Source organism: Nitrospirillum pindoramense, from assembly GCF_007827955.1.
In the GTDB taxonomy this organism is placed as follows: domain Bacteria; phylum Pseudomonadota; class Alphaproteobacteria; order Azospirillales; family Azospirillaceae; genus Nitrospirillum; species Nitrospirillum amazonense_B.
In genome coordinates, this window is record NZ_VITR01000001.1 from 221,568 (window position 1) to 241,656 (window position 20,089).

Here is a 20,089-nt window from a genome sequence, read left to right on the forward strand (position 1 = left end):
ATGAATTTGGATCGCTAATTTAGGAGGTGTCTTCTGACCCACACACTGGAGTGATCCTCATGACCATCCTTGTTATTGGCGCCACCGGCCGTGTCGGCCACCATGTCGTCGACCAGCTTGTCACGCGCGGCGCCACCGTGCGCGTCCTGACCCGTGACCCGTCGAAAGCCAAGTTTCCGCCCGGTGTGGAGGTGGCGCAGGGCGATCTGCTGGACATCGACTCACTCCGCGCCGCATTTACTGGTGTGCGTACGCTGTTCCTGCTGAACGCCGTCACCGGCGACGAGTTCACCCAGGCGATCATCACCCTCAACATCGCCCGGGAGGCGGGTGTCGAGCGGCTGGTCTACCTGTCGGTGATCCATGCCGACCGCTTCGTGAACGTGCCGCATTTCGCGGTGAAGCTGGGTGCTGAGCGCATGATCGAGCAGATGGGCTTCAGCGCCACCATCCTGCGGCCCAGCTACTTCATCGACAATGAGTGGGTGATCAAGGACGTCGTCCTTAATCACGGCGTCTACCCAATGCCGATAGGCGGCAAGGGTGTCGCCATGGTCGACGCCCGCGACATCGCCGAGGTCGCGGCCATCGAGCTGATCCGTCGCGATCAGGCGCCGGGCAAGCTGCCGCTGGAAACCATCAACCTGGTCGGCCCCGACACGCTGACCGGCGCCGATGTGGCCGCGATCTGGTCGGACGTCCTGGGACGGCCGGTCGCCTATGCCGGCGACGATCCCAGCGGGTTCGAGCAGACCATGGCCGGCTTCATGCCCAAGTGGATGGCCTACGAGATGCGCCTGATGGCCGAGCGCTATGTCAGTGACGGCATGATCCCCGAAGCCGGCGATGTCGAGCGCCTGACCCGCATCCTGGGCCGCCCGTTGCACACCTACCGCGATGTCGCCAAGGGCATCGCGGTATCCTCCAAATGAGAAAGACGCCGCCGTTCGATGGCACGAACGGCGGCGTTTTCTTGTGATGGACGATGAGGCGCCCCTTCAGTGCGAGACGCGACGCTCCAGCGTCCAGTCCCAGCGCCGGGTCGGCTTGTCGTCGTCCAGCGGCTGCTGGCTGCCGTCCCGCCATTCGCCATAGCTGGCGCCGATTTCGGCGGCGGCGAGTTGCAGGGCGGGCAGGTACTTGGCCCGGAACATGGCTTCCGGCACGGCCTTTTCCATGAAGCGCATGCCGACGGTGCCCAGCAGCTCCCCGTCGCTGAACACCGGAACCGCCGCCGTCGATTCGCCGCGGTACTGGCGGATGTTGATGGCGTAGCCGGCCTTGCGGATATGCGACAGCACCTTGTCGATCAGGTCGCGCTGGCGGCCCGCCCCCTCCATCTCGCCATCGGAGCCGAGGGCGATGTCGAGCAGGGCGGCACGTTGCGCCGACGGGCTGAACGCCAGGTAGGTGCGTCCCGACGCGCTGTTCAACAGGGGCAGGCGCACGCCGGCGTTGTAGCGTTCCAGCGCCAGCGGGCTGTTCTTGTCGGTGGTGTGGCGCACCAGCATCGAATTGCCCTGGTTCGTGCTGAACGACACCGGCCAGATCAGGGTCTGGCCCAGTTGGGTGACGATGGGTTGCGCCACCTCCGCCACCCACGACTCGTCATCGAAGCCCTCGGACAAGCAGCGGACCAGCACCGTCAGGCGGTAGCGGTCGTCCGTCGTGTCACGGACCGCGTATCCCGCGGAACACAAGGTTTCCAGAACGCGGTAGGCGGTGGTTCTGGGCAGGTCGATCGCGTTGGCAACATCGGTGACGCTCACCCCGTTGCGGCTGTTCAGGACCTGCAAGACATCAAGCACGCGCAGCATTGCCCGTACGGGCTTAACCTTTTCCATTCCCAAACTCCCCATTCTGCCAATTATGCGCCGGCAAATTATATATCCGTACATATAACACGGTTGGGGTGGCCAAGTTAGCCTATAAATAGACCATTATGCCAATTCCGTTGCGACAGCCCGCGGCCCGCTCTACGTTGCGTCGTGCGACGGAATTCCCGCCGGACGCCGGCCGGAGGTTTGCGGGGACGGCGGCGGGGACAAGAACAATCCAGGGGAGGGAAGTGCGCGATGACTGGACATGCCGACACTTATGTGGCGAAGCGCGTGACGGCGGAGGCGGCCGTCCGCATGATCCCATCGGGGGCCCGCGTCGTGATGGGGCTGGGCGTCGCCGGCCCGCCGGCGCTGCTGCGGGCGCTGGCCGCGCGGGCGGAACGGGGGGAGGTGGACGGCCTCTCCGTCTATTACCTGTTGGCTTTCGCCAATGCGGCGCCGGTGTTGCGGACGGATCTCAGGCCGCGCATCCGGCCGGTCAGCCTTTTCCACGGCGCGCTGGAGCGCAAATTGGACCTGGAGGCCGCCCAACTGGGCTTGCCCCCGGTGGATTTTGTGCCCACCGCCTTCAGCCAGGCGCCGGCGGTCCTCAGCCGCCAGGTCGATGCCGATGTGCTGCTGACGACGGTGTCGCCCCTGGATGAGGACGGCTGTTTCAGCTTGGGCACCAATACCGACTACGCCCTGGCGGTCTCCCGGACGGCGCGCCAGGTCATTCTGGAGGTGAACCCGGCGATGCCGCGTACCCGGGGCGATTGCCGCATCCCCTTGGATCGGGTGACCGCCATCGTGGAAAATCCGGTGCCCTTGCTGGAGGTGCCGCCGGCGGCGATCCGGGAGAACGACCGTGCGATCGGCCGGCTGATCGCGGACCTGGTGGAGGATGGCGCCTGCCTGCAGATGGGCATCGGCGCCCTCCCGGATGCGGTGTGCGCCGCGCTGGAGGATCGGCGCCACCTGGGCATCCACACGGAATTGATGACGCCCCGGCTGGCGCACCTCATGCGCCTGGGGGTCGTGGACAACAGCCGCAAGACCATCCACACCGGGCGCGCCGTGTTCACCTTCGCCGCCGGCGACCGCGCGCTGTACGACTTCCTGGACGATAATCCGGCCTGTGAGGCCCATCCCGTCGATTACGTCAACAACCCCACGATCATCGCCCGCAACGACGGCATGGTGTCGGTGAACGCGACGCTGGAGATCGACCTGCAGGGCGCCTGCAATTCGGAATGTGTCGGCGGGCGCCAATACAGCGGGGCCGGTGGGCAACTGGATTTCGTGCGCGGCGCCTCCGCCTCCCGGGGTGGGAAGTCCATCATCGCCTGTCACTCCACGGCGGCGGGCGGCACCGCGTCGCGCATCGTTCCCCGCCTCAGCGGACCGGCGACGACGCCGCGCAACGACGTGCAGTATGTCGCGACGGAATACGGCGTCGTGAATCTGCGCGGCCTTTCGTTGGCGGAGCGCGCGAAGGCCCTGATCGGCATCGCGCATCCCGATTTCCGTGAAGCCCTGGAACGGGAGGCTTGCGCCGGCGCCCGCCTCTCCTGATCCTGCGGCCTGCCATATCTCCCCCCTTATGTCCGCCGTGCGGACTTTACATCCTCATGTCCGCCGTGCGGACAGGCCACCCCGCCGTGATGGCCGCTTGCCCTTGGTCGCCGCCTAATCCCTTCCGAACCGGCGGGGGATGCCGGCGACCAGACTGAAGGCAGGCTCATGAGCAAGGCGCGTGTGACGATCGTTGGTGGTGGCATCGGTGGCGTGACGGCGGCGATCGCCTTGCTGGACCGGGGCTTCTCCGTAACCGTGCTGGAATCGGCACCCGCCTTCGCCGAGGTCGGCGCCGGCGTCACCCTGGCGCCGAACGCCATGCGGGGCTACATCCACCTGGGCATCGCGGAAGCCATCGCCCAGGCAGGCGTCGAACCGACGCGCCAGCGTATTCAACACTGGGCCGATGGCCGGGTGTTGCGGGTGGTCGAGCGTGGCGACATGCGCGCGCGGCAGGGTGCGCCCTACGTCTACATCCACCGCGCCGATCTGCATGCCATCCTGGTCGCGACGGCGCAGCAGCGGGGTGGCCGGCTGCTGACCAGCGCCGGTGTGACCGCCGTCGAGGGCACCACGGCCATCCTGCAGGACGGCCGGACCGTCGAGGGCGACATCCTCATCGGCGCGGATGGCGTCAAGTCGGTGGTGCGCCGCGCGTTTGAGGAAAAGGCGCCGCACTTCACCGGCCATGTCGCCTGGCGCGCCCTGGTGCCCGTGAATGAGGCGCTGGCCGACCTGACATCCTGGCCCGGCATCCACATTGGCCCGCAGCGCATGGTGTTAAGATACCCCATGCGGCAATCCAAGATCCTGAACCTGGTCTTCTTCGCCCGGCAAGAGGGGTGGACGCAGGACGGCTGGACCATTCCGGCCCGCCGGTCCGATCTCCAGGAAACCTTCGCCGGCTGGGCGCCGGAAGTGCAGACCATGATCGCGTCCATCCGTGAGGGGGAGTTCTACAAGTGGGCGATCAATGCCCGCCAGCCGCTACCCACCTGGGTTCAGGGCCGTGTCGCCCTGCTGGGCGACGCCGCTCACGGCATGACGCCCTTCCTGGGCCAGGGTGCCGCCTGCGCCATCGAGGATGCGGTGGTCCTGGCCCGCGCCCTGGCCGATAGCGCCACGGCGGAGGAAGGATTGCGGCGCTATGAGGCCGCCCGGCACGAGCGCGCGACCTTCATCCAGTTGGAATCGAACGCCAACGCGGACCGTATGCAGGCCGAGGACACCGACCTGTTCGGGCTGCGGGCCATGCGCAACGAGGATACGCTGGGCCTGTTCGACTATGACTGCGCCACCGTGCCAGTTTGACCCATCCCCGCTGCCGCGTGCCCTCGGAGGTTCCATGTCCGCCCCCATCCTGCCGTTTGACGGTCATCCCGTGCTGGAAAGCACGCGCGCCTTCCTGGCCGAGCGGCACGGCCTGTTCATCGACGGGGCCTGGCGCGCCGGCCGGGAGACGATCACCACCCGCGACCCCGCGACCGGCCTGGTGCTGGCCGAGGTCGATATCGGCGGGGGGACGGATGTGGAGGATGCCGTAGCCGCCGCCGGCCGGGCCTTCCAGGGTGGTCAGGGCCAAGCCCCGTGGGGTCGCACCTTGGGTCCCGAACGCGCGCGCTTGCTGACCCGCCTGGCCCGGCTGGTGGAGGAGCACGCCCGGCTGTTCACGGAGCTGGAGATCCTGGACAACGGCATGCCGGCCTTCATCGCCGGCCTGACGGTCAGCAACAGCGTGGAGATGGTCGACTACTACGCCGGCTGGGCGCTGAGGATCGAGGGGGTGACCACCACGCCCCCGGCCCATGTGGCCGCGGTGGCGGAGGCGCTGACCTACACCGTGCGCGAGCCGGTGGGCGTCGTCGCCCTCATCGTCCCTTGGAACGTGCCGCTGTCCACCCTGGTCCTGAAGCTGGCGCCGGCGCTGGCGGCGGGCTGTACCGTCATCGTCAAGCCGGCGGAGGAGACGCCCCTGTCGGCCCTGCTGCTGGCCCGCCTGGTGGCCCAGGCCGGCTTCCCGCCCGGCGTGGTCAACGTCATCAACGGCCTGGGCGAGGTGGTCGGTGCGGCATTGGCCGCCCACCCCAAGGTGGACAAGGTCAGCTTCACCGGCTCCACCGAGGTGGGGCGCAAGATCGTCCACGCCGCCGCCGGCAACCTGAAGAAGGTGTCGCTGGAGTTGGGGGGTAAGTCGCCGGTGATCGTCATGCCGGATGCCGACCTGGACCTGGCGGTGCCGGGGGTGGCCATGGCCACCTTCTTCCTGCAAGGCCAGAACTGCATGGCCGGGACGCGCATCTTCGCCCACGCCGCCATCCATGATCGCCTGGTGGAGGGCATGGCGGCCTTCAGCCGGACCTTGACCCTTGGCCACGGCCTGGACCCGGCGGTGCAGTTCGGCCCCCTGATCAGCGCCGGGCATGCCGCCCGCGTCATGGGCTACGTGGACCGCGGCGTTGCCCAGGGGGCCCGGCTGGCGACGGGCGGTGTGCGGCCCGACCGTCCGGGCCATTTCGTGCCGCCCACGATTTTCACCGATGTCCAGCCGGACATGGACATCTTCCGTGATGAGATTTTCGGCCCCGTCATGGCGGTGCATCGGCTGGAAACCGCCGATCTCGATGAGATCGCCGCCCTGGCCAACGACAGCGACTATGGACTGTCGGGCAGCGTCTGGACCCGCGACCTGTCCACGGCCCACCGCCTGGCGTCGCGCATCCGCTCGGGCCAGGTCTCGATCAACTGCCACGGCGCCATCGGCACCAACATCCCGTTCGGCGGCTTCCGCCAATCCGGCTGGGGGCGGGAGTTCGGGCGGGAAGGGTTGGACGCGTACCTGGAAACCAAGGCGGTCACCGCCCGCCTGTGACGTGCCGGGCCGCAGGCATCAAAGGGGGAATGGTATGAGGCGGTTGGCGATGATCCTGTGCGCGGCGACCTTCCTGGCGTCCCTTTGGGCCTCGCCGCTTCCCGGTGCCGCGGCGGCCGATGTCACCGGCCCCGCCCTCAGGATATTGGCGCCGGAGCGGGTATGGCCGGGAGAGGCGCCGCTGGACGCCGCTTGGCCGGGCAAGGCGGCCCGGTCGGTGGTGGAGGCGACCAGCGCCGATGGGGAGCGGGTGAGCAACGTCACCGACCCGACCTATCAGGCCTACCTGCCCGATCCGGCGCGGGCCACCGGTGCCGCCGTCATCATCGCCCCCGGCGGTGGCTTCCGCTTCCTGGCCATCCGCAATGAGGGCGTGGCCGTGGCCACCTGGCTGGCCGAGCGGGGTGTGGCCGCCTTCGTTCTGAAATACCGCCTGGTACAGCAGGAGGGGCCGGAGGACGACATCCGGCGCCGGTTCCAGGGCGTGCCGGTGGAGGTTCAGGGCGTTCCCGGCGTGGCCGACGGCATCCAGGCGCTGAAGCGCATCCGCGAGCGCGCCGCCGACTATGGCATCGACCCACACCGGGTGGCGGCCATCGGCTTTTCCGCCGGGGCGCATGTGGTGTCGATGATGGGCCTCGCCCCTGTCGCCGCCGACCGGCCGGATTACGTGGCGCCCATCTACGGCGGCGCCTTCACGACGGGCGACTATAACCTGCCCCCGGCCAACCTGCCGCCGGAACCGGGGACGCCGACGGAGCCCTGGCTGGCCCCGCCGCCCAAGCCGGCCCCCGGCCGCCTGCCGCCCTTCTTCCTGGCCATGGCCCAGGACGACGTGTTCGTGGGCCAGGGGGTGCGTCGCTTCTACGAAGCGCTGGTCGCCGCAGGCTATCGGCCGGAGGTGCATCTGTACCTGCGCGGCGGCCATGGCTTCGGCATGACGCCCAGGGGTAGCACCTCGGACCACTTTCTGCAGGAATTCCTGTGGTGGCTGGAGGCCCTGGGCGCCACCGGCACGGCCGGGCCGGGCTGATCCCGGCCGGCCTTTCACCCGCCGGCGGGGATCGGCTGGGGCGACAGCGCCGGCGGGTTGACCAGGCCGCGCAGCAGCAGGTTGGGCAGGCGGGCGTTATCCCAGTCCAGGGCCTTGGGCGGCGTCGGGCCCAAACGCAGCACGATAAGCCCGGCGGCGGGGGAAACGTGGACCGTCTGGTTGCCGTTGCCGTCGAACAGGTAAAGGTCGCGGTCCAGGTAAGGTTCGCCATGGCGCACGCTGGGACCCGGGGTGCCGGGCGCGCCGAAGCCGCGCCGTTCCACGTAGGGTCCGGCCACCCATACCCCCAGGCCATAGCGCGGGTTCTGCGCCGTGGGTGTCACCATCTCCCGGACGTAGAAGGACGGCAGGATGCGCCGCCCGTCCACCACGCCATCGTCCAGCAGCAGGCGGGCCAGCCGCAGCCAGCTTTCCGCCGGCAGCAGGACGCAGCAGCCGGAATGGGCCAGCCCGTCCGGCTGGCTGACCCAGATGGCGCCCCCCGGCGATCCGATGGGGGCCAGCACCTCATGCCCCAGGAACTCGGCATAGCGCCGCCCCGTGGCGCGTTCCAGCACCACGGCCACCAAGTCCGCCGTGGCGTTGGAATAGGCGAAGCGGCTGCCCGGCGCGTCGGTCAGGGGATAGGCGTCGATGATGTAGCGGCCATGGTCGGGGCTGAGATAGGCCCGGTTCCAGGGGCTGTCGGGGTTGGCGCTGACGCCCTGGTCCAACAGGCCGGAGCGCATGTCCAGCAGGTGGCGCACCAGGATGGCGGCCTTGGCCGTTCCCCGCCATTCCGGGATGAAATCGGCCACCGGCTGGTCCAGCGAGCGGATATACCCCAGGAAGAGGGCCCGGCCCACCGCCACCGCCGCCAAGGGTTTGGACAGTGATTTCGAGGGCAGCGGTGTTTGCGCCGTGACCCCGTCGAAATAGCGCTCCGCCGCCAGTCGCCCCTGGTGCCAGACCAGGAAGGCGCTGGCCTTGCTCTCGGCGGCATAGGCCTCGGCGGCGGTCAGCGCGTCGATGCGGATGCCCGCGATGGCGCTGGCGCGTGTGGCTGTTTGGGCGCGCGGCAGTGCCGCGGGCGATGCGGCCCCCGGTACCGCTTCCAGCGGCTGGTAGATCGTTTCCGGCGCCGCCCCCGCCATCAACGCCGACAGGCGCTGGCGGTACACCGCCTCCGCCGCGTCGGTCGCCTCGGCGGCGTGGGCATTGGCGGGCAGGGCGAGAAGCAAGGAGGACAGCGCCAGCAGGGAGGGGAGGCGCCGCATGCGGGTCGTCCCGGAGTGGGCCGGGGTGTGACGCAGGCTCATCATGGTGCCGCCGATCCCGTTTCACGCTTCAGGATGGTAATCAGCGCTTTCAACCGTTCCGGATCGGTGATGTTGCCGGAGGACACGACCATGGCGGTGCCAGGGGCGAACGTGTCGGGGTCGGACAGGAAGGCGGCCAGGGCCTCATCCGTCCAGACCTCGCCGTTGCGGCCCCGGGCGGCCAGGCTGGCGCCGTAAGGGAAGTTGGGCGCCGCCGCCATGCGTTGGCCGAAGACGGCGTAGAGGTTGGGGCCGGTGCCATGGGCACCGCCCTTGTTCATGGTGTGGCAGAACACGCACCATTTGAACGTCTCGGCCCGCACCTGCCGTTCGAAATCGGTTTCCGGCGGCAGGGTGACGACCACTGGCGCCTCCGACCGGGAGGTGGCCCCCTTTTCCGCTTGCACGACATGGCCGCTGGCGAAGGGGGAGACGCGGAACAGGGCGTGCGGGCCGTATAGCCCCACGCCGACCAGCAGCGCCGCCGCGATGGCGGCCGGTATCCGTCCCTTGTAGCCCTCAGCCGGCGGCCGGCCGGCGCGGCGGCGGCGAACCAGGGCGCCCAGGCCCCACAGGATGGCGGCGACGGCCAGATACTCCGCCACCACGATGGGGCCCCGGTCGTAGGACTTGAAGGTGCTGAGCGCGAACAGCGCGGACCCCATGCTGAGCAGGGCGTACAGGCCGAAGCCGCGCGGAAAGGCGGCGAACAGCCCCTTGCCATGGCGGAACAGGAAGTAGACCGCCGACACCAGGACGGCCACCTTCAGGACCAGCAGGCTGGTTCCGGACGCCGAATGGAAATAGCCGGTGAACAGCCACAGGTCGCGATTCTCGCCAATGGGGGCGGGCAGGGTCGGCAGCGGGCCAAAATGCAGGCCCGTGCCATGGCTCCACACCACGAACACGCCCAGCAGGGGCGTCAGGCTGAGGCAGATGTAGGTCGCCAGCACCAGGCCCATGGCCCAGGCGCGGGCGCGCGGCGGCAGGCCGGGCGTGGGCAAGGGCGGCAGGCCGCGTTTCCAGCGCCACAGCCGGGTGACCGCCAGCGCGAACAGCAGCGCGCCGACCAGGTAGTGCCAGCCGCGCAACTCCTCACGCAGGGGCGACATCTTGTCCATGCGGGGCATCAGCGTCGTCAGCACGTCCTGCGCCATCACCAGCGCCGGCAAGGCGTAATCCAGCAGGATCTCGACCGGGCGACGCGCGCGGTCCTGTTCGTTGGTCATCATGGCTCCCAGATGGTCATGCCTGTTGTCGCCGCCCCTGCGCGGCGGTGGGACCGGGTTCAGTTCCCGGCTTGGAAGGCTTGGATGCGCTGCGCGATGTTGGCGCGGATGTCGGCGTAGAACAGGCCGTAGTCGTGATAGTGCATCAGTCCGCCGGGCAGGGGCTTCAGCCCCAGGTCGGCGGCCGGCTCCACCACCAGGTAGCCCCGGTCGCAGCGGGCGCTGACGGCGTGGGGGCGCAACGGTTGCAGCGGCCCTTCGCCCGGGTCCCCGGGTACGGCGCCCAGCGACCGCTCCACCCCAGCGGCGGGCCGTGCGCGGTCGAAGGTCAGCGGGTTGACGCAGACCAGCGTCTTGCCCGGGTTGTCGCCGTGGCGCTGGACGTAGCGCGCCTCCCCCGCCTTCGCGAACAGCGCGATGTCGGCCTCGGGCAGGACCGAATTCCAGCCGATGACGCAGTGGGTTTGGGCTGGCGTGTCGCACAGTGCCAGCGTCTTGTAGGTGAGGGGGAAGTCCCCTTCCGACAGGTTGGTGCCGATGGTGTAGGCGGCTACCAGTTGCCGGGCCAAGGGCGTGCCATCGATGCGCCGTTCCAATAGGCGTGTCAGATGGACCGCACCCTGGCTGTGGCCCGCCAGGATGAAGGGTCGGCCGCCATTGTCGTGCGCCATGTAATGATCGAAAGCGCGCTCGACATCGCTGTAGGCCAGGTCGAACGCCTTGGCGCCGTCGCCGGCCATGGTGCTGAACGCCAGCGACGAGCCCTGGCGGTAGCGGGGCGCGAAAATCCGGCAGCAGCCGTTGAAGACGCTGGCCTGGCGCGCGATCACGCTGGCGTCGGTCCAGGCGTTGACCGTGGCGTCGGCGATGTCCTGGTTCCAGTGGTCCCGGCTGCGGTAGGTGGTCGGGTGGACGTAGAACACGTCCACGCCTGCTGCGGCGGACGCCGCCTCCGGGCTGGCGCCCGGAGGCACGGCCGTCGACGCACCGGGGGCGCCCGGCCGTGCCGCCCAGCTTTCGGGGCGGCCGTAATCCGGTGCCGGCGGCTGTGCCTGATCGGCGAAGGGCGTCACCGGTGCGGGGGCTCCCGGCGTGTCGGCGGCCCGGGTCGGTCCAGGCTGGCAAACCAGGGCCAGGGCCAGCAGGCAAGCGGGTGCGATCTTCATGGCGGACCTTCCACAGCTATGACCCATGACGGCTAGCACCCCGGCCGGCGCGGGCGCGCGGGGCCGTGATGGTCTGACCGCTGGGTGGATAGACGCCCGCGCTCACGCGCGCGGCGCAGCACTTATCCGCCACGCGGACAGGGGGGTGGCGAAGGCTTTGGTTTCGCCGCCGGGCGGCGGACCCTGCATGCTTGCCGTCGCGGTTGGCGCGTTTCCGCCGTCCATCCCGTCGGTCGTCCTCTCCCTTCAAGGCCGGAAAGACCGCTTCCATGTCCCAGGATGTCCGTTCCTTTCTCCCCACCCGCCGCGCCGTCGTCGGCGGCTTGCTTGCGTCCGCCCCGCTGCTGGGGACCGTGCCCGCCTGGGCCAAGGGGCCGCAGACTGTCGATGTCGTCATCATCGGCGCCGGCCTGGCGGGCCTGAACGCCGCGTCCATCCTGGAAGGTCAGGGACTGTCAGTGCAGGTGGTGGAGGCGTCGGACCGTGTTGGTGGCCGCCTGCGCACCGGGCGCAAGGATGGCTACCAGGCGGAACTGGGCGCCAGTGAGGTCGGTGCGCTCTACGGCCGCGTGCGCGACGCCTGTTCGCGGCTGAACGTCGGCCTGACCAATAAGGGCGGCATCCCGACCGACTTCCTGCTGCACGTCAACGGCGTCTCCCTCCGGCCGCAGGATTGGGCCAACGCGCCGGTGAACATGACCCGGGGGGCGGAGCGGAGCATCCTGCCCTACATCCTGCAGACGGGCCTGTTCCAGCGCTGGCTGCCCTTCAAGGACACCGCCGCCTGGCTGGACCCCGCCAACCTGGTCCACGACATCTCGGCGGCCGAGTTCATGCGGGCCAAGGGCGTTTCCGAGGCGGCGATCCGCCTGGCCGACATCGACGTCAACGGTCCCAGCCTGGAAAGCATCTCCGCCCTCAGCATCTTCCGTGACCTCGCCCGCGCCCGGGCGGAAGGGTTCACCGACCCCAACAAGCCGCAGTACGGCGTCAATAATATGGAGCGCAGCTACATCGTCGGCGGCTCCGACGTGCTGCCCAAGGCCATGGCGGCGGCGCTGAAGACCCCGGTGCGCCTGCTCAGCCCGGCTGTCGCCGTGGACCAGGGCGATGGCAAGGTGCGGGTCCAACTGGCGAACGGCGACGTGCTGACCGGCAAGTACCTGGTGGTGGCGGCCCCCTATTCGGCGGTGCGCAACATCCGCTTCACGCCGGGGCTGCCTGACGCCCAGGCTGACGCCATCGCCGGCGCGCTCTACTCCGCCACCACCCAGTTCCATTTCCGTATCACCAAGCCGTACTGGGAACAGGACGGCCTGCCGCCGTCGCTGTGGACGGACCTGCCCTTCGAGCGCGCCTTCGCGCTGAAAAGCCCGGAGACGGGGGCTACCGACACGCTGATCGTCTGGGTCAACGGCGACGGCGCCACGCGCTGGGACGACCGGGAGGTGGAGCAGCAGTCCGACCTTGTCATCGCGGAACTGGCCCGGGTGCGGCCGTCCATGGTGGGGGCGCTGGACTACATCCTAGGCTACAGCTGGGGCCGCAATCCCTATGTCCGGGGCAACAAGCATGTCTTCGGCCCGGGCCAGGTCAAGCGCTTCGCCACCGACATGGGCAAGCCGGTGGGCCGCATCCACTTCGCGGGCGAACATCTGCGGCGCCTGGAACACGGTATGGAATCCGCCATGGAGACGGGTGAGGCCGCCGCCATGGAAATCCTGGAGAAGGCGTGATGGCGGCGCGGGACGGGAAAGCGTCGTTCAGGCTGGGCCGTCGGGCCTTCCTGGCCGCCGGGGCGGGTGTCGCGGTGGCGGGGCGCCTGCGTCCCGCCCGGGCCGAAGGCGGGCGGTTGACGCTGCGCACCGCCGGGGGCCGCGCCGTGGACGTCCGCACCTGGACCGTCGCGGACGAGCGCGGTCGTATCCTGTTTTCCCATGGGGCCCTGTCGGCGCCGTGGAAGTACCAGTCGGTCATCGAGGCGTGGGGGCGGGCCGGCTACAGCGTTTACGCCCCCCTGCACGTCGATTCCACCGACCATCCGGACCAGGCCTCCTTCCCCGGCCTGGCCAGCTGGCCGGCACGCATCGAGGATGTCCGCGCCGTGGCAAATCACCTGGGGGGGAGCTACATCGCCGCCGGCCACTCCTATGGCGCCCTGATCGCCCTGGTCCTGGGCGGTGCCACGCCGGCCGTGCCGGAAGGGGTTCCCCCGCCCCTGCGCGACCCGCGCGCCCGCGTCGCCGTGGCGTTTTCGCCGCCGGGCGTGGGGGGCGGCCTGGTGCGGGCTGGCGACTACGCCGCGCTGGCGGTGCCGGCGTTCATTCAAACCGGCGACCGCGACACGCCGCCCGGCATGACCGATTGGCGCAGCCACCTGGCCGCCTATGAGGAGGCCGCGGCCGGCGGTGACCGCTACGCCGCCGTGCTGGATGGCGTGGACCATTATTTCGGCGGAGGCATCTGCCGGCCGGAATTACCGGGGCCGCGGCAAGAGACGGGGCTGGCCGCCGCCGTTTCCCTGTCCATCCTGTTCATGCGGGCCTACGCCGGGGGCGATGCCGGCGCGCTGCAGGTGCTGCAGGGCCGCCTTTCCGACAGTGGACCAGTGCGTCTTTCTCATAAGTGACGGATCGGGCGGTGGCCACGCCGCCCACCATCATCATGACCATCAATCTATGAGTGAAGACGACGCCTTCCGTGTGGCGCAATTTGGCCAAATACAACGTAAACTCTCCAATGATGAATATTGTTGATGGGCCCATTCAAAATAATTATGACTAACCTGTACGTTTGAGTACGCAATTTTAATTGTTGGAATCGCCCATGCTGCCGTATGGTCCCCGCTTGGGGACACCGGTGTCACGGCTTTGGCCGCCTTCAAGCCTGTCCTCTTCCCTCAGACGCGATGCTGGCCGGAACGCTCGGTTCGCGAACTGCTATGTCAAAATAATCCAATAAAAGTCGGGGATTGAGATGGTTCTTGATAATATTAATGTTGCAAATAAAATAAACATAATTGTCTCAATATTTTCAATAGCTCTTATTGCTTTGCTGGTTACCAGCGGCGCGCGAATGACGGAAGTCGATGATTCTTACGCTGACCTGATCACACGCATAGACCGGTCGGCCACCATGTCGGTGCGGGCCAATCGATTCGTTAACGTCTTTATCGCCGCCGCTTTCCAGCTGGCCACCGAGACGACCGATGAGGGCAATGCCAGGCTGCTGGCCCAGGTTGACGATGCCCGGAAGCAATACGGCGCCCTGATCGCCGGCGTGCGCCAGAACCTCCCGGAATGGGGGCAGCGACTGGACCCGGTCGACAAGGCGGTTCAGCGTGGTTTCGCCGGATGTGAGCCCGCGATCGCCGCCGCGAAAAAGGCGGTGACGGCGGAGGAAAACATGGACGCCGCGGCCCGGCTCAAGACCGAATGCGGCCCGCCCCTGGAAAAGGCGATCACCGACTTCGCGGTTTTCAACAACGACTTGCTGAAGTTCGCCGCCGAGTCCGCCGACGGCCTGAAGGCCGGCACCCAGCGCGCGATCCGCACCCAGGTGGCCATCGCCGCCCTTTCCATCCTCTTCACGCTGGGCTTGGCCTTCTGGATCAGCCGCGCCGGCCTGACGACCCCCATCGGCGCCTTGCGCCGTGTCATGGACCGGCTGGCGGCCAACGACCTGGGGGCCGAGGTGCCCGGCCAGGCCCGCAAGGATGAGATTGGGGCCATGGCGCGCAGCGTCCAGGTCTTCAAGAGCAACGCGCTTGAGGTCGAGCACCTGCGCGCCGAGCAGGAGGCGCAGAAGGCCAGGGCGGCGGAGGAACAGCGCCAGGCGCTGCACCGCATGGCCAATGCCTTCGAAGCCAAGGTGATGGACGTGGTTCGCGCCGTTTCCGACACCGCGGCGGAATTGCAGCGCACCGCGCAGAGCATGTCGGCGACGGCCGGGGAATCGACCCTTCAGGCCTCCACCGTGGCCGTGGCGGCGGAGCAGGCCTCCGCCAATGTCCAGACGGTGGCGGCTGCGTCGGAGGAACTGTCCTCCTCCATTAACGAGATCGCGCGCCAGGTTTCCGAATCCAGCCGCATTTCCAATGTCGCCACCGACGGCGCCACACGCAGCACCGATCTGGTGCAGGGTCTGGCGTCGGCGGCGGAGAGCATTGGCGAGGCCGTGCGGCTCATCAACGACATCGCCGCCCAAACCAACCTGCTGGCCCTGAACGCCACCATCGAGGCGGCACGGGCCGGTGAGGCGGGCAAGGGCTTCGCCGTCGTGGCCGGTGAGGTGAAAAGCCTGGCGGGCCAGACCGCCCGCGCGACGGACGCCATCAGCCAGCAGATCGCCGCCGTGCAGGAGGAAACCCGCCGCACGGTCACGGCCATCGGCGAAATCGCCGGTGTCATCAACCAGATGCAGGGTATTGCCACCACCATCTCCTCGGCGGTCGAGGAACAGGGGGCCGCCACCCAGGAAATCGCCCGTAACGTCCAAGAGGCAGCCCGGGGCACCCAGGAGGTCAGCGCGACCATCACCGACGTGTCGGAAGCCGCGGGCATGACCGGCGCGGCGGCGGAGCAGGTGCTGGCGTCCGCCAGCCAGCTTGCCACCGATTCCCAGCGCTTGCGCACCCAGGTCCAGGACTTCCTGGCAACGGTTCGCGCCGCCTGAGATCCCACCCGCCCGGTCGGCAAGGGGCTCCGTCGCTGTCGACGGAGCCCTGTCGCCTTCAGGGTGTGGCGATTTCCTCGATGGTGCGGTTGAAGCGTTCGGTGGTGTCGGCCTGCGCCGCCTCCGCTGCTTCCTTCCGCTGCAGATAGAACAGCCGGTCCAGGAAATCCTGCCGCCAGGCTTCGCGCGCCTCCAGTGCCGGCTGGTCCAGCACCAGCGCCTCGATGCCGGCGGCCAGGTCAATTCCCTGGGCCTTGGCGACCCGCTCGGCGCTGTCCAGCCGGTCATGCAACACGGAGATCTCGTTGGCCATAACCAGGATCATGGACATGGCCTGATCCAGGCCAGGCGCGTCGTAGAAGGTCGGGCGCTTGCCCTTGGCGTCCTTCACGACATGGGGGCGGGGCGTGGTCATCAGGCGGCATCCTTGTTGATGGCGGCGGTGGCGGACTTGTGGGCGATCAGCACCTCCCACCCGCCGCCAGGGGCGTATTCGCCGGCGGCGAATTCACGGTCGGCCACGGCCGTGGCGGCCTCCTCGCTATAGCCGGCGGCGGCCTGGGCCGCGAATTCCATGACGGCCATGGGGGCGGTGTCGAACCGCACCTCGGCGCGGTCGAAGCCCGCGCGTTCCGCCAGGTCGTACTGGTTCATCTCGCGCATCGCGCCCCAGAACGGCTCGTTGTTGTACCAGGTCTCGTTGTCCAGGATGAACTGGGTGAACGGGTCCATCAGGTCGAAGGGCGGCAGGTCGGCATGGATCATGTAACCACCCGGCGCCAACAGGCGATGGCATTCCTGGAAGATGCGCGGCATGGCCTTGGCGCTGGTCTCGTGCAGCAGGATGTGGCTGACCACCAGGTCGAAATGCCCGTCGGGGAAGCGCGTCTCCTCGGCGTTCATCTGGGCGAAGTTGACCTCCAGCCCCAGGCCCGCGGCACGGGCATGGGCATAGCGCACGACCGGGGCGCCGACGTCGATGCCCCACACCTCCGCGTCGGGGAACAGCTCCTTGTAGGGCAGGGTGGCGTGACCCACGGTGCAGCCCATGTCCAGGATGCGCTTGGGTTTGAAGTCCGGGATGCGGCGCTTCAGGTAGTTGCAGACCGAGCGGCCCATGTCGTCGTTCAGCGGGCCCATATAGCCCATGGCGTAGAGATAGACGCCCCGGTCATAGAGGGCGCCCACGGAAATGTCCTCCTTGGCCACCTCCGTGGTGTAGCCGCCCGGCATGCAGTGGATGTCCACCGCTGTGACGTAGCGTGGCGGCACGAAGCCGGCGGGGATGTCCAGCCTGGCGGCGGTCTTGGCGGACAGTTCGGCGGCCTTGGCGTTCAGCTCCGGCAGCTGCCGGTCCACCGTCACGTTGGTGGATTCCCACAACAGTTCCTGGGCGATGCGGTTGGCGGCGGCGTAGTGCTGGAAGTACAGCTCACGCACCATGGCGCTGCGGATGTCGCGCCGGTCGGCCGGCGGCCGGCCATGGGCGCGCTCGAACGCCGGGACCACGCGGTTGCGATAGACCGGCGTCAGCCCGGGAAGCAGCTTCTGCTGGATGAAGTTCTTGAAGCTCTTGGTGAATTCCTGCCGCGCCGCTTCGTCGTGCGTGGGCGTCGGCAATACCGGATGCGTGAGTTGCTGGAAGGTGTTGAGCATGGCCGCTCCCCCATCGCTGATGTGCGTCGGGGGAATTGAAAGGGCGATCGCCGGGCCAGGCCAAGCGGGCCCCCGGCCTTGTCCACCTGATGGTTGAAGCCGGGGCTGAACCTTCCAACGCCGAACCATTCCGGGCCACGCTGTATTCCAAGGCCGGGGCGGGCGTCCCGGCCGGCGAAAGCAGGCAGGAACAGGGGAGATACCGGAGTCATGAGTGGTCCGGAACTGACCAGGCGAGAAAGCCTGGGTTTGGCGACAATGGCGGCGGCGGCCGGCGCGCTGGGGCTGGCGTCACCCGCGCGGGCGACGGCCCCGGCCTTTCTCACCCGCGTCGATTTCAAGGATCCCAAGTGGAACCGCGACGCCTATGCCCGCCTGGACATGGACCTCGACCCGACTAAGCAGAAGGTCGGCTGGTTCCGCGGCACCGTCTATGGCGTGCGCGACAATGAGGCGGTGCGGTCGCTGTTCCAGGTCGACGGCTTCAGCGTCGTCCGCTCCCAGCAGCTGCCGGACGGCAGCTGGCGCCGCATGTTGCGGGAAATCGGCTTCTACCGAGATCTCCAGACCGGCCAGCTCATGGACACCTGGCACAACCCCTACACCAATGAGGATGTGCGGGTCGTTCCCATCGCCAACGATCCCTTCAACTTCACCATCAGCGAATTCCTGCCGGAACCGCCGTCTTACGGCGGTCTGAACAAGGACAAGCCGCCGAAGCGGCCGTTCCTCATGAACTGGACCGACGGGCCGGACGGCACGGTGCACCTGTCGACCGACATCCACCTGTTCTACCCGTCCGCCCTGCAGCCCGACAAATGGCCGCGCGAATCCTCTGGCGCCTTCAACCGGGTGTCGGAAATGTTCCATTACGTGGTCAAGCGCCGGGATCTGGAAGACCCGGCCATGACCCATGTGCCAGCTGTCGGTTCCTGGTCGCGCATCACGCCTTGGCTGCCCTGGATGCTGATGGGCCAGGCCGCCGGCTGCATCAGCTATTTCTGCACCTTCGGCACGGCGCCCAGCATCGACCAATTGCCGGCCGACGTGGTCGCCAAGGCCCGCGCCATGGACGCGAAATGGCTGAGCGCCCCCGACAGCGATTACGGCCCGTCGCTGTCCAGCCTGGAGAATTATGCCCATCAGCAGACGCCGGCGTCCGTGCCGGCGGGCTGGGCCCCGCCCGCCCCGCCGCCGCCGCGCACCCTGCCGGGCCGCTGACCCACGCCAGCCGCCCGCTGGCGGGGTCATTTGGGGGGACGGCCTTGCCATGCCGGGGCCGTCCCTTTGCCTTTCCGGCAGCCCCAACACCGACCGCCCCAACACTCATCGCAAGGAACATCGCCCTCATGAGCATCGCGCTTTCCGAACAGGGGCCCGCAGCACCCGGGCGCTTGGGTCTCCTGGCCCAGGCGGGGTATGGCGTGGGGCAGATCGCCGGCCAGGTCTTCCGCGACGTGCCGTCGCTGCTGCTGATGTTCTTCATGACCAATGTCTTGGGTATCGAGCCGGCGCTGGCGGGGGCCGCCATCTTCGTGCCCAAGCTGGTCTGGGGCGTGGGCTGTGACCTGCTGGTCGGCATCCTGTCGGATCGGTGGAAGCACCGTTTCGCGCGCAGGGGCTGGTTACTGGTCGGGGCGCTGGGCGCGCCGGTGGCCCTGATCCTGCTGTTCCATGTGCCGGATTTGCCGGTCACGGCCCGCGTCGCGTATGTCGCGGTGGCCTTCAGCCTCTACATGGCCGTGTTCGCCTGCTTCTCCGTCCCCTATCTCGCCATCGCCGGTGAACTGTCCAGCGACCCGCACCAGCGGACGGTGCTGATGGCCTGGCGTCTGGTCTTCACCGCCCTCGGCGTGCTGGTCGGCGGCGCCTTGGCCCCCTATCTGGTGCAGAGCCTGGGCGGCGGTCAGCCGGCGTATGAGGGCATGTCCCGCTTCCTGGCGGTGATCTGCCCGCTGTCGCTGGTCCTGGCCTATTTCGGGTCCGGTCGCGCCCGCCGCCAGGCGCCCGCGGCTAGTGTCCCGCAGCCTGCCCATCGCCGCCTGGCCGCGCGGGAGGTGGTGGCGACACTGGCGGCACCCCGCTTCTCCGTCCTGCTGCTGGCCAACCTGTTGCAACTGGCCGGGTCCGGCATGGCCTATGCCTCGATGCTGTATTTCCTGACCTACAATATGGCGCGGACGGATGCCTTCCAGTTGATCGGCGGCCTGGTGATCATCGCCTGCGCCGGCATCGTCGCGGCCCAGCCGGCCTGGGTCGCCCTTGCCCGTCGCATTGGCAAAAAGCCGGTCTACATCCTGGCCGCCGCCGGCTATGGCGTGGCCTACCTGGGCTGGTCCATGAGCGCCGGCGCCGGGACGGTGGTGGCCTACGCCTTCTCCTTCGTCGCCGCCATCTTCAATTCCGGCTGGACCCTGTTGGGCTTTTCCATGATGACCGACATCGCGGGCGACGATCAGGCCCATGCCGGGCTTTATTCCGCCGCCTGGATCGCGGTGGACAAGGTGGGCTTCGCGCTGGGCGGCACGCTGCTGGTCGGCCTGGTGCTGTCGGGCTTCGGCTTCGACGCCGCGCGGGCCGTGGCCGGCCAGCCGCAGACCGACCTGGCCCTGACCGGGGTCATGCTGGCGTTCGGCGTGGTTCCCGCCCTGTTGAACGTGTCATCGGCTTTGCTGTACTGGCGGTTCGGTCGGGCCTGAAGCAAGCGGCCGGGGGACTATCGGGTGATTTCAGTCAGGGGGACGG

At 68.5% G+C, this 20,089-nt stretch carries 16 protein-coding genes; 10 read left to right on the forward strand and 6 right to left on the reverse strand.

The window, feature by feature from the left end; genetic code table 11:
• Window positions 1–59 precede the first annotated feature (59 nt).
• A complete protein-coding gene (locus tag FBZ90_RS00925; RefSeq protein ID WP_145729109.1) occupies window positions 60–932 on the forward strand; it encodes an SDR family oxidoreductase in 873 nt (290 codons plus the stop codon).
• 66 nt (window positions 933–998) lie between these two features.
• On the opposite strand, the gene FBZ90_RS00930 is transcribed toward FBZ90_RS00925, so the two are convergent.
• Window positions 999–1,844 carry an IclR family transcriptional regulator domain-containing protein gene (locus FBZ90_RS00930; protein ID WP_186455531.1) on the reverse strand — a complete coding sequence of 282 codons (846 nt, stop codon included), beginning with the start codon at window positions 1,842–1,844 and terminating at the stop codon, window positions 999–1,001.
• Between the two features lie 231 nt (window positions 1,845–2,075).
• On the opposite strand from FBZ90_RS00930, the gene FBZ90_RS00935 reads away from it, so the two are divergent.
• The 4 genes from FBZ90_RS00935 (at window position 2,076) to FBZ90_RS00950 (ending at window position 7,300) form a co-directional block, all read left to right on the forward strand.
• Complete coding sequence (locus tag FBZ90_RS00935) at window positions 2,076–3,395, forward strand: acetyl-CoA hydrolase/transferase family protein (RefSeq protein ID WP_145729113.1); 1,320 nt, start codon at window positions 2,076–2,078, stop codon at window positions 3,393–3,395.
• Window positions 3,396–3,563: 168 nt separating this feature from the next.
• Window positions 3,564–4,709, forward strand: a complete 1,146-nt coding sequence (locus tag FBZ90_RS00940) for an FAD-dependent monooxygenase (protein ID WP_145729115.1) — start codon at window positions 3,564–3,566, stop codon at window positions 4,707–4,709.
• 34 nt (window positions 4,710–4,743) lie between these two features.
• Window positions 4,744–6,267, forward strand: coding sequence for an aldehyde dehydrogenase family protein (locus FBZ90_RS00945; protein WP_145729117.1), 1,524 nt, complete (start codon window positions 4,744–4,746; stop codon window positions 6,265–6,267).
• Window positions 6,268–6,301: 34 nt separating this feature from the next.
• A complete protein-coding gene (locus FBZ90_RS00950; RefSeq protein WP_145729119.1) occupies window positions 6,302–7,300 on the forward strand; it encodes an alpha/beta hydrolase in 999 nt (332 codons plus the stop codon).
• 14 nt (window positions 7,301–7,314) lie between these two features.
• Here the strand turns inward: FBZ90_RS00950 and FBZ90_RS00955 are convergent, their stop codons facing one another.
• Genes FBZ90_RS00955 through FBZ90_RS00965 form a run of 3 tightly spaced genes read right to left on the reverse strand, consistent with a single transcriptional unit; the run spans window position 7,315 to window position 11,014 of the window.
• The gene (locus FBZ90_RS00955) at window positions 7,315–8,577 is read right to left on the reverse strand and encodes a serine hydrolase domain-containing protein (protein WP_186455532.1); all 1,263 of its coding nucleotides are present in this window, start codon (window positions 8,575–8,577) and stop codon (window positions 7,315–7,317) included.
• A 41-nt stretch (window positions 8,578–8,618) separates the two neighbouring features.
• Entirely contained in the window at window positions 8,619–9,851 is a 1,233-nt protein-coding gene (locus tag FBZ90_RS00960; RefSeq protein ID WP_145729123.1) for a c-type cytochrome, read from the reverse strand.
• Window positions 9,852–9,907: 56 nt separating this feature from the next.
• Window positions 9,908–11,014 (reverse strand): DUF3089 domain-containing protein, encoded by a 1,107-nt coding sequence (locus FBZ90_RS00965; RefSeq protein WP_186455533.1) that lies wholly within the window; start codon window positions 11,012–11,014, stop codon window positions 9,908–9,910.
• Window positions 11,015–11,283: 269 nt separating this feature from the next.
• On the opposite strand from FBZ90_RS00965, the gene FBZ90_RS00970 reads away from it, so the two are divergent.
• The 3 genes from FBZ90_RS00970 to FBZ90_RS00980 all read left to right on the forward strand — a co-directional run bounded on the left by FBZ90_RS00970 (window position 11,284) and on the right by FBZ90_RS00980 (window position 15,688).
• A complete protein-coding gene (locus tag FBZ90_RS00970; protein WP_145729127.1) occupies window positions 11,284–12,750 on the forward strand; it encodes a flavin monoamine oxidase family protein in 1,467 nt (488 codons plus the stop codon).
• Entirely contained in the window at window positions 12,750–13,643 is an 894-nt protein-coding gene (locus FBZ90_RS00975) for an alpha/beta hydrolase family protein (protein ID WP_145729129.1), read from the forward strand. The genes FBZ90_RS00970 and FBZ90_RS00975 overlap by 1 nt, the downstream gene beginning before the upstream one ends.
• Window positions 13,644–14,089: 446 nt before the next feature.
• On the forward strand, window positions 14,090–15,688 hold the full coding sequence (locus FBZ90_RS00980) for a methyl-accepting chemotaxis protein (protein ID WP_186455534.1): 1,599 nt from the start codon (window positions 14,090–14,092) through the stop codon (window positions 15,686–15,688).
• Window positions 15,689–15,746: 58 nt separating this feature from the next.
• On the opposite strand, the gene FBZ90_RS00985 is transcribed toward FBZ90_RS00980, so the two are convergent.
• Complete coding sequence (locus FBZ90_RS00985; protein WP_145729131.1) at window positions 15,747–16,103, reverse strand: hypothetical protein; 357 nt, start codon at window positions 16,101–16,103, stop codon at window positions 15,747–15,749.
• Entirely contained in the window at window positions 16,103–17,344 is a 1,242-nt protein-coding gene (locus tag FBZ90_RS00990) for a class I SAM-dependent methyltransferase (RefSeq protein WP_145729132.1), read from the reverse strand. Before FBZ90_RS00990 ends, FBZ90_RS00985 begins: the two co-directional genes overlap by 1 nt.
• 210 nt (window positions 17,345–17,554) lie before the next feature.
• Between FBZ90_RS00990 and FBZ90_RS00995 the strand changes: the two genes are divergently transcribed.
• Together FBZ90_RS00995 and FBZ90_RS01000 are read left to right on the forward strand one after the other, a co-directional pair.
• Window positions 17,555–18,565, forward strand: coding sequence for a DUF1838 family protein (locus tag FBZ90_RS00995; RefSeq protein WP_145729133.1), 1,011 nt, complete (start codon window positions 17,555–17,557; stop codon window positions 18,563–18,565).
• A gap of 128 nt (window positions 18,566–18,693) precedes the next feature.
• The gene (locus FBZ90_RS01000; protein ID WP_186455535.1) at window positions 18,694–20,043 is read left to right on the forward strand and encodes an MFS transporter; all 1,350 of its coding nucleotides are present in this window, start codon (window positions 18,694–18,696) and stop codon (window positions 20,041–20,043) included.
• Window positions 20,044–20,089 lie beyond the last annotated feature (46 nt).

Bases quoted from the DNA above. Each gene is read 5' to 3' on its own strand.
- FBZ90_RS00925 (WP_145729109.1), top strand. From the start codon at position 60: ATGACCATCCTTGTTATTGGCGCCACCGGCCGTGTCGGCCACCATGTC.
- FBZ90_RS00930 (WP_186455531.1), bottom strand. From the start codon at position 1,844: ATGGAAAAGGTTAAGCCCGTACGGGCAATGCTGCGCGTGCTTGATGTC.
- FBZ90_RS00935 (WP_145729113.1), top strand. From the start codon at position 2,076: ATGACTGGACATGCCGACACTTATGTGGCGAAGCGCGTGACGGCGGAG.
- FBZ90_RS00940 (WP_145729115.1), top strand. From the start codon at position 3,564: ATGAGCAAGGCGCGTGTGACGATCGTTGGTGGTGGCATCGGTGGCGTG.
- FBZ90_RS00945 (WP_145729117.1), top strand. From the start codon at position 4,744: ATGTCCGCCCCCATCCTGCCGTTTGACGGTCATCCCGTGCTGGAAAGC.
- FBZ90_RS00950 (WP_145729119.1), top strand. From the start codon at position 6,302: ATGAGGCGGTTGGCGATGATCCTGTGCGCGGCGACCTTCCTGGCGTCC.
- FBZ90_RS00955 (WP_186455532.1), bottom strand. From the start codon at position 8,577: ATGCGGCGCCTCCCCTCCCTGCTGGCGCTGTCCTCCTTGCTTCTCGCC.
- FBZ90_RS00960 (WP_145729123.1), bottom strand. From the start codon at position 9,851: ATGATGACCAACGAACAGGACCGCGCGCGTCGCCCGGTCGAGATCCTG.
- FBZ90_RS00965 (WP_186455533.1), bottom strand. From the start codon at position 11,014: ATGAAGATCGCACCCGCTTGCCTGCTGGCCCTGGCCCTGGTTTGCCAG.
- FBZ90_RS00970 (WP_145729127.1), top strand. From the start codon at position 11,284: ATGTCCCAGGATGTCCGTTCCTTTCTCCCCACCCGCCGCGCCGTCGTC.
- FBZ90_RS00975 (WP_145729129.1), top strand. From the start codon at position 12,750: ATGGCGGCGCGGGACGGGAAAGCGTCGTTCAGGCTGGGCCGTCGGGCC.
- FBZ90_RS00980 (WP_186455534.1), top strand. From the start codon at position 14,090: ATGACGGAAGTCGATGATTCTTACGCTGACCTGATCACACGCATAGAC.
- FBZ90_RS00985 (WP_145729131.1), bottom strand. From the start codon at position 16,103: ATGACCACGCCCCGCCCCCATGTCGTGAAGGACGCCAAGGGCAAGCGC.
- FBZ90_RS00990 (WP_145729132.1), bottom strand. From the start codon at position 17,344: ATGCTCAACACCTTCCAGCAACTCACGCATCCGGTATTGCCGACGCCC.
- FBZ90_RS00995 (WP_145729133.1), top strand. From the start codon at position 17,555: ATGAGTGGTCCGGAACTGACCAGGCGAGAAAGCCTGGGTTTGGCGACA.
- FBZ90_RS01000 (WP_186455535.1), top strand. From the start codon at position 18,694: ATGAGCATCGCGCTTTCCGAACAGGGGCCCGCAGCACCCGGGCGCTTG.